14 protein-coding genes and 1 pseudogene are annotated in these 13,460 nt (G+C 33.9%); 6 read left to right on the top strand and 9 right to left on the bottom strand.

Features of this window, described 5'->3' with window-relative positions; all coding sequences use genetic code 11:
• Positions 1-30: 30 nt before the first annotated feature.
• From J7E37_RS01495 to J7E37_RS01455, 9 genes and pseudogenes are all read right to left on the bottom strand, one after another.
• Positions 31-213 (bottom strand): YqzE family protein, encoded by a 183-nt coding sequence (locus J7E37_RS01495; protein WP_214778360.1) that lies wholly within the window; start codon positions 211-213, stop codon positions 31-33.
• Positions 214-254: 41 nt separating this feature from the next.
• Entirely contained in the window at positions 255-755 is a 501-nt protein-coding gene (locus J7E37_RS01490) for a shikimate kinase (RefSeq protein WP_214778357.1), read from the bottom strand.
• Positions 756-771: 16 nt separating this feature from the next.
• The gene (gene comGG / locus J7E37_RS01485; protein WP_285290284.1) at positions 772-1,095 is read right to left on the bottom strand and encodes a competence type IV pilus minor pilin ComGG; all 324 of its coding nucleotides are present in this window, start codon (positions 1,093-1,095) and stop codon (positions 772-774) included.
• A gap of 47 nt (positions 1,096-1,142) precedes the next feature.
• Entirely contained in the window at positions 1,143-1,604 is a 462-nt protein-coding gene (gene comGF / locus J7E37_RS01480; protein WP_214778353.1) for a competence type IV pilus minor pilin ComGF, read from the bottom strand.
• Positions 1,570-1,890 carry a hypothetical protein gene (locus tag J7E37_RS01475; protein WP_214778351.1) on the bottom strand — a complete coding sequence of 107 codons (321 nt, stop codon included), beginning with the start codon at positions 1,888-1,890 and terminating at the stop codon, positions 1,570-1,572. Before J7E37_RS01475 ends, comGF begins: the two co-directional genes overlap by 35 nt.
• Positions 1,874-2,290 carry a competence type IV pilus minor pilin ComGD gene (gene comGD / locus J7E37_RS01470; protein WP_251009388.1) on the bottom strand — a complete coding sequence of 139 codons (417 nt, stop codon included), beginning with the start codon at positions 2,288-2,290 and terminating at the stop codon, positions 1,874-1,876. The genes J7E37_RS01475 and comGD overlap by 17 nt, the downstream gene beginning before the upstream one ends.
• Before the next feature lie 20 nt (positions 2,291-2,310).
• Positions 2,311-2,634: a competence type IV pilus major pilin ComGC gene (gene comGC / locus J7E37_RS01465; protein ID WP_214778347.1), complete on the bottom strand. Its 324-nt coding sequence runs from the start codon at positions 2,632-2,634 to the stop codon at positions 2,311-2,313.
• A 36-nt stretch (positions 2,635-2,670) separates the two neighbouring features.
• Entirely contained in the window at positions 2,671-3,702 is a 1,032-nt protein-coding gene (comGB, locus tag J7E37_RS01460; protein WP_214778345.1) for a competence type IV pilus assembly protein ComGB, read from the bottom strand.
• Positions 3,689-4,318, bottom strand: a pseudogene (locus J7E37_RS01455) (ATPase, T2SS/T4P/T4SS family); the annotation flags it as partial. The pseudogene J7E37_RS01455 and the gene comGB, both read right to left, overlap by 14 nt.
• A 215-nt stretch (positions 4,319-4,533) precedes the next feature.
• On the opposite strand from J7E37_RS01455, the gene J7E37_RS01450 reads away from it, so the two are divergent.
• The 6 genes from J7E37_RS01450 to J7E37_RS01425 all read left to right on the top strand — a co-directional run bounded on the left by J7E37_RS01450 (position 4,534) and on the right by J7E37_RS01425 (position 13,197).
• A complete protein-coding gene (locus J7E37_RS01450; RefSeq protein WP_215021988.1) occupies positions 4,534-5,862 on the top strand; it encodes a tyrosine-type recombinase/integrase in 1,329 nt (442 codons plus the stop codon).
• Positions 5,855-8,248, top strand: coding sequence for a hypothetical protein (locus J7E37_RS01445; protein WP_215021986.1), 2,394 nt, complete (start codon positions 5,855-5,857; stop codon positions 8,246-8,248). The genes J7E37_RS01450 and J7E37_RS01445 overlap by 8 nt, the downstream gene beginning before the upstream one ends.
• Positions 8,241-10,193, top strand: a complete 1,953-nt coding sequence (locus J7E37_RS01440; RefSeq protein ID WP_215021984.1) for a hypothetical protein — start codon at positions 8,241-8,243, stop codon at positions 10,191-10,193. The genes J7E37_RS01445 and J7E37_RS01440 overlap by 8 nt, the downstream gene beginning before the upstream one ends.
• Positions 10,091-10,654: a hypothetical protein gene (locus tag J7E37_RS01435; protein ID WP_215021982.1), complete on the top strand. Its 564-nt coding sequence runs from the start codon at positions 10,091-10,093 to the stop codon at positions 10,652-10,654. Before J7E37_RS01440 ends, J7E37_RS01435 begins: the two co-directional genes overlap by 103 nt.
• Positions 10,655-11,333: 679 nt before the next feature.
• Complete coding sequence (locus J7E37_RS01430) at positions 11,334-12,818, top strand: DNA/RNA helicase domain-containing protein (RefSeq protein ID WP_215021979.1); 1,485 nt, start codon at positions 11,334-11,336, stop codon at positions 12,816-12,818.
• A gap of 70 nt (positions 12,819-12,888) precedes the next feature.
• A complete protein-coding gene (locus tag J7E37_RS01425; protein ID WP_215021977.1) occupies positions 12,889-13,197 on the top strand; it encodes a hypothetical protein in 309 nt (102 codons plus the stop codon).
• Positions 13,198-13,460 lie beyond the last annotated feature (263 nt).

Here is a 13,460-nt window from a genome sequence, read left to right as displayed (position 1 = left end):
CCCGGCTCCTGTTAAAGCCGGGTTTTCCTGTTATTTCTTTTTCTTTTTGATACTCGACATCAGCATAAATGGCAGAATGCCAAACCACCTGAACATAAAAGTGGCTTCTGCGTCTTTTTTTGCCTGCTTCATCCTCTGGCGCTCTTCTTTGGGCTGATCAATATATTTTACTACGGTCTGGGTTAGGTATTTTACGTAATCATTTGTTTTCATGGTTACACCATCCTTCGCTCCTTATCAAGTATAACCATGAGTTATTTTTTCATACGCTGGATGATTTCATCGACAATCATTGAAACAGCTTTCCCAGAGGTATCCACTTCGATCGTAGCCGTATCTCGGTATAATGGCAGCCTGCTATGGTATAATGTTTCCGCAGCTTCTCTATTGGCTTTCCTTAATAATGGCCTGGTATCGTCATTTCTGAGCCTATCCATGATGATACGGATTTCAGCATGAAGGAAGACAACATTCGCTTTTTCCTTTAAGAACAACCTGTTCTTTTCTGCTCCAATAATTCCACCTCCAGTAGCGACAACGGCATCTGCTTCCGGCATTGAATACAACACCTCGGTCTCCAGGCGGCGGAATTCCTCTTCACCATCAATGGCAAAGATTTCATTGATCGTCTTTCCGGCCTTATGGACAATTTCCTGATCTGAATCGTACACTGATACTTCCAGTTTATTAGCCAATTCCTGTGAAATGGTTGTCTTTCCCGAACCCATAAACCCAATAAGATAGATAGCGTTCATTTCGTTAATTCACCTGTCACTTCTTTTCCCTCCATCTTACCATTGAGCCGGTATCCTTGTCATATTGGGCTATACCAAGAGTCTTTTCCCCGCTGGTGAGATTAAGGGTGAAGATGACTTCTTCCACTTTTCCTGACACCTCACGTATTTGAAAGGAAACATCTCCTGACCGATATTTCAGTATACCTGAAGCCGGCAAGGATCCCTCGCTCCTCATGGATTCCGTCTGTTTGACCGAACATAGCATATAATACTCCTGCAGCCGTATTGTCTCTGTTTCTTTTGCGAATTTTTTTCCGGCAACATAATTCTCAGTCAATATAAGCAAAGAAAATGACATCAATAGTAAAAAAATCATCGTCAGTGGATAGACAAAACCTTGTTGATTTATGGTTCCACACCCCCAGTTTGGTAAAATTGATGGATCCTGACCTGATAATCCCTTCCTTTTAAATCCCTTGCCTTAATCTCAACTCCATCAGCTATTTTTCCAAAACTGAAGCTTGAAAGGTTTTGTACCAGGATTTCATGTCCCTTGAAATCCACCCTTCTCCGCATGCTGGAATTATACTTCTCATAAAGTATAATTTGCTCATCAACCTTCATAAACAGTCTGTCTGGCTGAACAGTCATTTGCTGTGCTGAACGAATTTCTCTTTTTACCTGGCTGCTGAAGACCTCCCACTCCATTTTCCTCTCTAACGTCTCAGCAACACGCTGGTCAAGGATGATTTTCATACCTAAAGGCAGCATGGAGGCAATCATCAAAAATAGCATTACTGATAAAAGCATCTCAGCCATAGTGAAGCCTCTTTCACTCTGAAGAAGCACATTTTTTTTGATCATCATAATGGACACAAACCTCCCACAAAGAATCTCCCTCATTCTTTGTGACATTAATATAATACAGCTCGCCATTCTGCGTAATATTTTCTCTGCCAGAACTGGTTCCAGTAATTTTCAAGTACATCAGTTCGTCATATAATAAATGGCTGGCTTCCGCATTTCTTTCGGACTCCATTGTCTGGTTGCTGACATGTATGGCAATTGGAAGCAATATCGCAGCACCCATGAAAAACGCGGCCAATGATAGCAGCATCTCACTGAGAAAAAATCCATCATTCCTCCATAACATAAAATCTGCCCTTTCCTATCTGGATCATCATCTTATATTTCCTTGATCCTGCAGTGATATAAATAGAACCAAAGCTATCGATATTCCCATCCGGCTTATATTGGAACATTAAATTCAACGTCCCTCTTTCCACTTTGATGTCAGAAGAGTAATGTCTTTCGGCCAGAAACGGAGCATAATAATCCATTCTGTGGATATGGTAGGAATTATTTTCGGGCACGAAATGGAAAGTAATCGTCTCTTGATGGGACATCGCGTATTGCTGGCTGTACAGAAGGTCGGATTTCAATTGTGAAAAGAAAAGCTCTTTTTCGAGCATGTCTTTTTGGGGTGTAAACAGGAAAGCAGATGTGAGGGAGAGCATCAAGAATGCCGAAAGCACAATCAGCATTTCGACCATCGTAAAACCTCCAGAGTGGTTCATTGGCCGGTCGCAGCGAACTCTTCTTCCGTAAGCACCGCACCTTCAGTAGTAATCACAAGCCCAGTACCGTCTGGACATTTGGCCCCTGTGTTTTTCAGATATTTGCCCGTTTGAAGCTGTTCAAAGTTAGGAATCACCTTGTTGTCAATTTTGTATGCCTGTACCTGTGCCTCGACCATTTTTATATAACCTTCGCAGCCCTTCGTATTAATTTTCGAACTATGTGAAGATATATTAGGGACTGTAATAATCAGAAGAACAGAGATCACCAGCAAAACAATCATCATTTCTATCAAAGTAAAGCCCTTTTGATTTTTCATCATGCATTCTCCTTTAATTTTCCGCATTTAAAAATGCTAAATTCCTTTCATCATTTGAAACATAGGCAATAATATGGCTAGGTACAATGAAACGACAAGGAGGCCAATAAAGCTGTACAAAATCGGCTGCACTGCTTTCATTGCACTTTCTGTTTTTTCTTCGAGTTCTTTCAGGCAATGCCTGCTGTAAAAATAAAGTTCCTGATCCAGCTTGCCGTTCTTCTGCCCATGCCTGATGATCTTCGGCAGCTCTGCTTCAAAAAACAAATACTCTCCAGCTGCCTTGTCAAAATCCTGGCCAGCAGCCAACTTTGAAATCATATCCTTCCCCAATTCCCTTGAAAAAGGTTCATGCATGTTTTGCTCAAACACCTTCAATGCAGCTAGAACTGAAAGGCCGCCAGAAAACAAATAACTTAACTGTACTGAGAAATAGTGTGAGTAAAGAAGCCTGACAAATTTGCCGGCAACCGGAAGCTTCACAAGCATCATTATTTGTTTTAGAGGATGGATGTTCTTAAAGCTGATGAAGTAGTATAAAACGAGAAGTGTAATGGTACCAAGAAGGCCATATAGCAAGTATGGAAGAATAGAGGCTGCCGCCCCGATGGTTTGCATGAATATATTCGGAGCCAGATTCATGTCTAAAAATAGAGAGTTGAATTTCGGAAGCAAAATCTTGTTGACGAAAAATAATAAAATGAATGTAAGCATCAAGAGTAATACTGGATATCCAGCAAGCCTTCTTAATCTCTGGTAGTCCGCGTCCCGCTTTATGACCATGTCGCTGCCCTCAGTCAGGGTGCGGGCCAGCCCGCCATGCTGCTCGGCAAAATAAACATAGCTGACTAAGTCCCTTTTAAAATTCAATTCTTCAAGAATCAGATATAGGGGAAATCCTTCACGCAGCTTTCCTAGGCTTCTTTTAATCTCCGCTTTTCTGTTCTTCTCCAAATAAAAAGTCATCGATTCAATTGCTTCTGAGAGAGAATAACCGCGCGACAGCAATTCTCCCGTCCTTTTGAGAAACCTGGCCTGTTCGGCGACTGGCCACTTACTGTCCATCATTGAGAACCCACCTCTGGTACTCTGACTCCTTGATGTACCCCAGTGCGATTCCTTTCCGGATTGCATCTTTGAGAGTCTTGTATCGATAGTTTTGCTGTTCCCCCTTTGCTTCCTTCAGTACGGCAGATAAATCCTTCCCCGTAAGGATTTCGAAGATATTTCCTCTTTTGCCGCTGCCTGATGAATAGCAAAATGGCGAGCACGTCCCTTCACAATATGGACACGTAAGTTCAACGAGCCTTTGAGCCGTTACTGCAATCAATGTCTGTTCAATCTCAAGCCAATTGATCCCGAATTCAATCAGCCTGTAAATCGCTCCTCTTGCATCCCTTGTATGCATCGTCGTCAGGACGAGATGTCCTGTCAGCGATGCTCTTATCGCCGTTTCAGCAGTTTCTTTATCCCGAATTTCCCCAACCATGATAATATCCGGATCATGCCGTAAAATGGCTTTCAAGCCAGCGGAGTATGAAATTCCAGCGCGTTCATTGACCTGAACCTGCAGTACTGTGTCGCTCGGTTTTTCAATCGGATCTTCAAGGGTAATGACACTGCGATTGACTAAATCCGAGGTTTCAGAAAGCATGGAATAAAGGGTAGTCGTCTTGCCGCTGCCTTATGAACAGTGAGTGAATTGTATAAGTGGTTAAATAATAAATTGGCTTAGAACCAACTTAATATTATATTATGAATAGTGAGAATGATGTTTAAATGAATAGGAGTAATTTTAATAGATAATAAATGAATTTTAAGAGGACATAGCCTCGGTGCGAGGACAGCACTCCGCAGAACGTAGTTCGAGGACCTTTAAGATTTTTGGGGGTTTATATAATGATAATAAAGGACAGACAAACAAAAATAGGAACTTTATATGAAAGGTTTGATAGTGAAGGAAAATTAATTAAGCAAGTAGGTACACTAGGGTTTATAAAAGAATCAACAATAAAAAAACATAAATATTTTATGTTGTTTGATTTAAGAGGAAAGCTTATATATGAGGCCAATTACTATTTAAATTCTATACTAGAAAATGCTAGCTATAAAAACAGAGAACGCGCTTTTAATGCATTGAAATTATTTTACTCCTTTCTGGAGTTATTTCATATCAATAACCACAGTGAAGGATTAAATAAGGAAAATGCAGACCGATTAATTAGCTTTTTAGAAGGAGGATTTAAAGATGGAATATCTTTAAAATTAGACTTGAAGACTACAAGGAACAAAGATACTATTGCATCCTATCTAGGTATATATATTGATTTTTATGAAGCAATGTTCATAGTAAAAGACATTGAAATCTTAAAACGCATATTAAGTAAAAAAAGAAACTTTCAAAAGAGAAAACTTAAAAATAATCTGTCGCCCACTCTTGTCCGTCAGAACACTCCAAAATATATTAAGGAAAATGAATATAAAATAATAATGGAGATAGTTGAAATAAGTTATAGTTTGAGAGACAGAATAATCATTGATTTAATGTATCATTACGGATTACGTTTAGGAGAAGTATTAGGACTTACACTTGAGGACATAGAACCCATCAATAATGAAAAATCAAAACTCATAATACGAAACAGGCTATCCGATGCTCCATGGCAAAAAGCAAAAGGTGTGATAACTCCAACTTCAAAAGAGGATTACTATTCCCAAAATATGACGGCATACGGATATGGATTTCAAACTGTAATAATTGATAATGAACTGGCAGAGCTGATGGAAGAATACATTGATGAAACAAGAAACCCTAGAATATTAATTCATTCACCAATGAAAAAGGAAAATCTTAAATCTAAATCAACGGCCGACAAAATTAGTGCTATACCATTAGTAAATAATGAAAATCAATATATTTTTCTAAGTCACCAAAATTATTTCCCTCTCACGCAAGGGGGATGGAATTATGTGCTAAGAGGAATTTTTGATAAAGCCGGGATTCAAATAGACAAAGTGTCAAAAACCACAAACCTTAGTCATCGTTTTAGACATGCATTCGCTATGAAAAAAGTAAAGGACGGCATATTAATAATTCAGCTAGCAGAGTTAATGCGTCATCGAAACATTAATAGTTGTAAGGCCTACTATAATCCAGATGAAGAAGACCAAATTGAATTACAAGAATTATACACTAAAAACTCCAAGGAGAAATACAATTTTGAGTAACCTTTTAGCTTTAGAGGATTTAATGGATTTCTATGCAAAGCATGAAATTAAAATCCAAAACAAAGACTTGAATAATTTGTTACAAGATTGGCTTAAATCAGGTTCTTGGGTAGAGATTATATCTTCAAACAAGAGATTTATACAAAGGGGTGGTGAACAAAAGAGAATACTTTCTGTATTCTTTACTCTTTTGACAAATCACGTTTCTGTAGAAAAAGATTTAACATGGGAGAATTACTGTAAAATATTGTATGGGTCTAAGTTGTATGAGAAAGCTAATATAAATCCTTGGAGAAAATTGTTTAGTAATTTTTTTTCCTTCGCTGCCTTCAACGTCAAAAGCCCAGATGTGAAGTTATACCTAAAAAAATATAACCATATTTTTTTAGGAGTGGAATTCAAGTTAAAACACCTTCAAGATGTTACAGAATCCCACTTAACCCAAAATATCCGCACTAATTTCCCATTAATTTCTAAGCCGCATCAAATTGTTACATATGAATGTAATGGTATTGGTAAAACAACCTATTTTACCAATATTTTTATCAATACTGATAATGTTTTTTTATTTACCCTATTGAACACATTTATTAATAAATTAAACACTGAATTCAAAAACTCAGCATTTACCTCTACTTATTACAGAATATTATTTGTGTTTTTTGAAGAAAGTTTGTCTGCATTTGACATAAATAATTTAAATGATTTTAACGAATGTACTTTCAAGAATCAGTTAAGGTTTTTCGACCAATTGTATAAGAAATTTTCGCTAGTACCCTCAAATAAATGTGATTTCCCATATAATTTGCTAATTAGATTCTACAGATTTCTTGATCAATTTCATTATAATGAAAATGGGAATAAGCTATTTAATACAGTTTCTTTTAATACTGATATTTTTTTATCTATTCACCATAAGAACGCTATTTATGAGGATTATGAAATAATTCGTTTAAACGAATTAGAGGAAGTCCCCTTTTCAAACAAATGGCTCCTTTTAGGTAAGGATAAGGTTAAGTATATAGGGAACAAAGAAAATTCCTTATTGAATTTTGAAGTAGTAAAGGATATAGACTTGAGGAAAGATCTTAAAGAGTTTGTTTGGCGTACCAAAAGTAGTCATAGAATAAATAGATTTATACATTTAATTCACTTCCTAAATGAAGCAAATGAATTTTTTAATAATAGAAGGAAATTATCGTATGTAAACAAAGACACGACCGAAAAATTGTTTTCTAATGAATTTCTCTTTTATTTTTATACTAAACTGACCCTGCGAAGTGATTTAAAGGCAACAACTATTAATGGGATTATAACCATATTACGTTCTTTCTTAAATTATTTTCAGGAAAAATACAATATACCGACATTGGTAATTAATCAATGGCATGAAGTAGATGTAGAAAAATTCCAAGAAGGAAAACCGATATCTCAAAAAGATTTTGAAGTAATAAGGGATACCTTAAGGAATAAATGGTATTCAGATGAAGATCAACTATTGTTTATTGTGTTTCAATTATCCATGACAACTAAGTTAAGAATTGGTGAGATTCTAAGTTTACAGAGGAATTGTGTAACAAAGGCGGATGAAAAATTCGGAAAGATAACATACTACAGCAAAACTTCGAATGGCACTCTAATTACCGATGTTTTTACGATTGATAAAATCCGACTAATTGAAAGGGCAATAACTCTGTCGCATACAATTTACGAGAAGGCATACGGAGATTTAAAGACGTTTATTTTCATAGGGCTGAGTAGGAATATCAAAGGACAAGTGGTTAGTCTCCATCGTCGCTATAATAAAGAGTTCACAAAAATTATTACCGAACTATACAACTCAACAATGATTGAAGAAAAATATGCACCTTATTCTGCTAGAGATACTCATATTAACAATGCCTATGAGTTGGTCGAAAGTGGACAAATTTCAACATTACAAGTTTCTACACTTACAGGTAATACAGCAAAGATAGCACAAAAACACTATCTTAGTAAAAAAAGAAGAGCAAGGGATTATTTAGAAGCTCTTCATGACGTTTATATAGGTGAAAAGGAATCAGTTGGTAGAGTTATTACAGATGACGCTTCACTTAAAGAGCTCCCCCCCGTTCAAAATGATGCGGGAAGTTGTTCTAGTAAAGAGTGCGTAAAAAGTTATGGTAAGGAAGAATATGAAGAAAGTTTTTATAAATGTCTTACTTGTAGATACTTCATCACCTCCACAGAACGTAATTCTTTATTTGAGACAAGAATAAAAAGGTTTAAAGACTCCCTAGAGAATGCTTCATCAAATACTGAACGGAATTATTACAAAGCATTGATTGAACTATATGCAACATATTTAGCTGAAATGTATGCTTTGATGGAGGATCAAAATGGATAATTTAATTTTAAGAGAAGACATTGATTGGTGTGTAGAAAACGTTGCAAGAATATGTAGTAGAGAGAAAAACCAAATCAATGATGGATTTATAGAAACAGATGAATATATTACTGGAGAAATAAGATTTTCGGATAATTATTGGGATTTTTCAAGCAAGAAAAAAGTTCATCAAACTTGGGATTTTAAATATGACTTTGCTCAAATAAACTCACAGTCATTTCGTGTAACACTTAAATTAGTAATAATTCGCGAACTATTACTAACAAACAATAGGTTTCCTACGACAAAAAAATATCACTACCAAATTAGTCGTTTTATTAAATATTTAGAATCAGAAAAATACATTTTCCATGTAAAACATATTACACCGATTTTAGTTAAAGATTATCTTAAAAGATTTGAAAACAAAACTAAAGATTATAAATTCAAAATTATTACTGCTATAAAAAGGTTTATTGAAGAGCTCGAAATTGGTGGCTATGAAATGGATTATCATCTCTTTCAACCAATTTTCAAGAGCATTTCAAGAGCAGAGATAAGTGCAGAAAGCAGCGAAGGCAAAACCGCAAATATACCAGAAGCTTTATTTAAGCAAATTATAAAATGTGCAATAGAGGATATGGAAGATGAAACCCTTGTATTATTTAATCGAATAGTTGCATGTTTAATCGTTATATTGGCACATACTGGCATGCGTAGAAGTGAACTCCGTTTGTTAGAAGCAAATAAATTAGAAGAAATATCTATATTCAACGGAAAAGAAAAGGCTTATATTCTAAACTTTTTCACATATAAGACTACTGGAACAAAAGAAGGACGGTGGACAAAAGCAAAAGCATATCCTGACACGGTAAAGGCATATAGATTACTTGAAAAACTAACAGAAGAACAAAGAAGAAAATTCAAAACTAATAATATGCTACTAACTCAAACTGGAAACGTGTATGGTAATACAACCCTATATAACAGACTAATGAATTTTTTTCATAGAAACCAAGCAAAATTGAAAATAGACTCTCTTACAGATTATGAACGGCTGGCACTCAATGAAATGGAAATGTCTCTTTCCAGATTCAGGGAGTATGGTGAATACAAAAGTAAAAATTGGATAGGGCAAAAATTTTATACCGTAAGCCCTCACCAATTCCGTGTAGCAGTAGCAAACATTTTAAAGGACCGCGTTACAATAGAATGGATTAAAGAGCATATGAACCACATATATGAGGACATGACTAAACATTATTTTCGTGATGATGAAATAATAAAACAAACTATTTTGTATCGTGCTTCAAATGATGGAAAGAAATTAGAGCCAAATAAAATAACAGAAAATGAATTATCTGACATAGAATTGAAAGAAGCATATGATACAATCAATAAGTTTCTTAAAAAGAAGAAGTTCAATATATATAAGGATTTAGAAGAAATACTCTTTATATGGAAGAATAATCCATTACAAGAGTCACTAGTTGGGTTATGTAGAAAAGCCGTAAGTCAGTTGTGTGAGCGGCAAGATAGACTTGCCACTTTTGAAAAATGGTACTATCTCTCTCCACAATTTCCAGATTTAAAGTCCTTCGACTTTACCTTGAAGCGGTTTATGGAAAAAGCAAAAATTGTTGAACATAATAAGTCTCTTTTTGAATCTAATGAAATATATGAACGAGCATATCAGGTAGAATTTACAGCATTAAAAAAATTCGTTGAAAATCGTTTAAAACCTGAATATACCTTGTTAAAATCCATTTTAAATGAGTATGGTCTAACTTATGTTATGACAAATTATCCAAATTTAAAAGGTATTGTTAATCGACTAAATACGATTGATAAGGAGGTTGAAGAATGGATCAGCAAAGTAAACTTAAAGGATTCGTTGAAGAACGAGCTAGACACTATGGTATCGGCGAATTTAGCAATCAACGAACAATCATTCAAGAACAGCTAATGCAAATTGAAGATTACTTTCAAAAAATACTATTTGAACAAAAACAAACTCTAAAAAAAATAAAAGTGTTAACTAAAATTAACGTTAGTAGCGTTTCGTCCGCCACTGGTATTCAGAGAAGCACAATTTACAACAACTCAAATACTTTACAAGCCTACATTGATAAACGTACCGCAGAAATAATAAAAGAAGATATTTTAGGGGTTAACAGAACTCAAAAAATTAAAATTAAAAATAGTGATTTCGATAATCTATTTGACGGACTACAGCAACAATTGGTGGATAATTTTGAATTAACTATACAAATCCAAGAACTTGAAAAAGAGTTGAAATCTTTATTCCAACAAAAAGAAGATGATTATAAAAATATATTCAGGTTAGAACAAGAAAACAACAAGCTACGAAGACTATTAAACAATCCAAACAAAGATACAGTTGTGCCACTTAGAAAAGATCAATGACGTATATACCTTAATGAGGTTCTCTGAGCCCTTTTTTTCTTATGACGATTCACCTTTTTCCCCTGCAATACAAGGATTATAAAGACTGTTAAATATAAAGAGAATACAATATAATTCGAATCAAAAATCCTAATAAAATTAGACCTTGTAAATAAAAAATTCAATACTATAATACCCCAAAAATGCTCAGTGAATAAAAACCTGAGCATTTTTTCAATATATCAACTTTTAGATAGTTATAGAAGTGTTTCGGTACCTTTCATCATGTTTTAAATATATGTATCATTTTTTAATTGAAATTGATTTCGGCCATAAAAATGTACCACTGCTGCCATGTTTTTTAATTAATAACCAACTTTTTAAAGTACATATATTACAATGAAAGTTTTCAAAATTGAAGAATCCTACCAAACGGTTCAAGATTTACGTATCCAACAATCCAAGTCATCACCCAGAATCCATCGTAATGCGGAGAGCTTACCGTTAATCATCCCAACTAACTTATATCCTCTCTCTGTAACTGTAGGTTTAACTCCATAATTTTAAGCTCAATTGTTTATTGCTTGCCTGCAAGGTCCAAGCTACACTTTGTTATTACATTATTAACCAAAAATTATGATAGACTAAAAGGGGGAACTTTAATTGTATTTTATAAATATCATAGAAAGGATTAATTTTCTTGAAACCTTTGAATTTATTATCATTAATTAACGCCAAAAAAACATTAGATTTACAAGTTTTCGAATTATACAAGAGTAATTTTGAAATTAAAATAAAAGATAGTGAATTAGAAGATTTAAATTCATTAGTATCTAATCTTATAAAAATCTTAAAAGAAATATATATGTTTGAGGGTTTTTATGTAGGTTTTACTATTAATCAAATAGGTAAGGAGTTCGATTTATTACGATTCGGTGAAAATAGTATTATTAATATTGAACTTAAAAGAGAAAATACTGGTGAAAAAATAAAGAAACAGCTTATAAAAAACAAATACTATTTAGGATTTCTTGGTAAAAGGTTATTAAACTTTACTTATGTTTCTGGAGAAGAGCAGCTATATTACTTAAATGAGCAAGAAGAATTAGTAGAAGCTGATTTAGCTTTTTTAATTTCTGAATTAAACGAACAGAAATTAAGCCCAATTGAAGATATCGATAAGTTATTTAATCCTTCAAATTATTTGGTTTCTCCTTTTAATTCAACAGAAGCTTTTTTAGAAGATAAATATTTTTTAACAGAACACCAAGAAATAGTTAAAAACAACATATTAAAATTAAATACTGAAACTGGTCCTTGCTTTATCTCTCTTGAAGGCCAAGCCGGAACTGGTAAGACTCTTTTAACCTACGATATTGCTAAAGAATACCGAAATAACTCAAAACGTGTTCTTATTTTTCACTGCGGAACATTAAATGATGGGCATATTAAATTACGTGATGACCACTCGTGGGAAATCTCAGGAATTAAATACCACGAATCATATAATTTAAATAAATACGATCTAATCATACTGGACGAAACACAAAGAATTATAAAGTTACAATTGGAAGTATTTTTACAAAAGGTAATGAAAACGAATGCGAAGTGTATTTTCAGTTATGATTCTCAACAATGTCTTGCGAGTTGGGAAATAAAGGCAAACATTCCACAATTCATTACTAATGAAGTTTCTCCTAATCATTTCAAATTAACCGAGAAAATTAGAACAAATAAAGAGATAGCATCATTTATAAAAAACTTATTTGATTTGTCCAAAAGAAATCCCACCCAAAAATACACTAATATATCTCTGCACTATTTCTCAACCCCACTTGGGGGGAAAAAATATTTAGATATACTTAAAGATGAAGGTTGGAAAATTATAAATTACACACCTTCTAGATATACAGATTATCCTTATGACAGATTTCAAACCTACACTGAAGATAGTGCACATAAAGTAATTGGGCAAGAATTTGATAATGTTGCCGCTGTCATAGATGAACACTTTTATTACTCAAAAAACGGAAAACTTTCTACTAAAGGTTGGCAAACAACCCCCTATTATCATCCAACAAAAATGCTTTTCCAAATGGTAACTAGGGCCCGAAAAAAACTCAACATTATAATTATTAATAATGAAGCAGTTTTGAGGGAATGCTTGAAAATTTTAAAAGAGTAAAAGCTTGTTTCAAAGCACTTTATTAATTGCTAATTTTGTGTATGGTTACCCAGAATAAGGAGTTGATTAAATGTCGTACACCTATCTAACTCTAGAGCGAGCAAAAAAAGAAGTAAGAAAGCTACAAGCCTATATTCAGTTGGTAAATTATTATGAAGTAGATTGTACAGAAAAGTGGGTCATAAAGGAATATGCAACATGTAGTAGCATTAGTAAGATAATAATCAAAGCTAATAAAGACGGAATTGTTAATAATGGTTTTCCCTTGGATAAAGAATTTATTGTATCTGTAATAAATGGAAAGCCAAAGGACGAACTACATAGGATTATTAGATCAACCTATAGAAAAAAGATAAAAAAAACACAGAAAACACCTTAGTATAAAGGTGTTTTTCGTTTATTAAGCTACAATAAAAAAGAATCATTATGTCTTCAGATTGATTTATTATTTACTAAGAATTTAGTTTTTACTTAACCTTCTTTTTCTGGTTCATTGAGTTCAATCGATAATAGATTAGTTGTATTTTCCAGTTTTGCATAAATTCTGATGGTTTCATTCCAAATGCATAAGCAACATTTTTAAATCCAATAAATCCCGGATAATTCACCTCACACTCTAGTGCGCTTATTGATCGCCTATTT

It is taken from the genome of Bacillus sp. ISL-39, assembly GCF_018613295.1.
In the GTDB taxonomy this organism is placed as follows: domain Bacteria; phylum Bacillota; class Bacilli; order Bacillales; family Cytobacillaceae; genus Mesobacillus.
This window is presented reverse-complemented; position numbering and strand designations above follow the sequence as displayed.

What these genes read in the sequence shown, in the direction of transcription:
- J7E37_RS01495 (WP_214778360.1), bottom strand. Translation starts at nt 213, where the DNA reads ATGAAAACAAATGATTACGTAAAATACCTAACCCAGACCGTAGTAAAA.
- J7E37_RS01490 (WP_214778357.1), bottom strand. Translation starts at nt 755, where the DNA reads ATGAACGCTATCTATCTTATTGGGTTTATGGGTTCGGGAAAGACAACC.
- comGG (WP_285290284.1), bottom strand. Translation starts at nt 1,095, where the DNA reads ATGTCATTTTCTTTGCTTATATTGACTGAGAATTATGTTGCCGGAAAA.
- comGF (WP_214778353.1), bottom strand. Translation starts at nt 1,604, where the DNA reads ATGATGATCAAAAAAAATGTGCTTCTTCAGAGTGAAAGAGGCTTCACT.
- J7E37_RS01475 (WP_214778351.1), bottom strand. Translation starts at nt 1,890, where the DNA reads ATGTTATGGAGGAATGATGGATTTTTTCTCAGTGAGATGCTGCTATCA.
- comGD (WP_251009388.1), bottom strand. Translation starts at nt 2,290, where the DNA reads ATGGTCGAAATGCTGATTGTGCTTTCGGCATTCTTGATGCTCTCCCTC.
- comGC (WP_214778347.1), bottom strand. Translation starts at nt 2,634, where the DNA reads ATGAAAAATCAAAAGGGCTTTACTTTGATAGAAATGATGATTGTTTTG.
- comGB (WP_214778345.1), bottom strand. Translation starts at nt 3,702, where the DNA reads ATGATGGACAGTAAGTGGCCAGTCGCCGAACAGGCCAGGTTTCTCAAA.
- J7E37_RS01450 (WP_215021988.1), top strand. Translation starts at nt 4,534, where the DNA reads ATGATAATAAAGGACAGACAAACAAAAATAGGAACTTTATATGAAAGG.
- J7E37_RS01440 (WP_215021984.1), top strand. Translation starts at nt 8,241, where the DNA reads ATGGATAATTTAATTTTAAGAGAAGACATTGATTGGTGTGTAGAAAAC.
- J7E37_RS01435 (WP_215021982.1), top strand. Translation starts at nt 10,091, where the DNA reads ATGGATCAGCAAAGTAAACTTAAAGGATTCGTTGAAGAACGAGCTAGA.
- J7E37_RS01425 (WP_215021977.1), top strand. Translation starts at nt 12,889, where the DNA reads ATGTCGTACACCTATCTAACTCTAGAGCGAGCAAAAAAAGAAGTAAGA.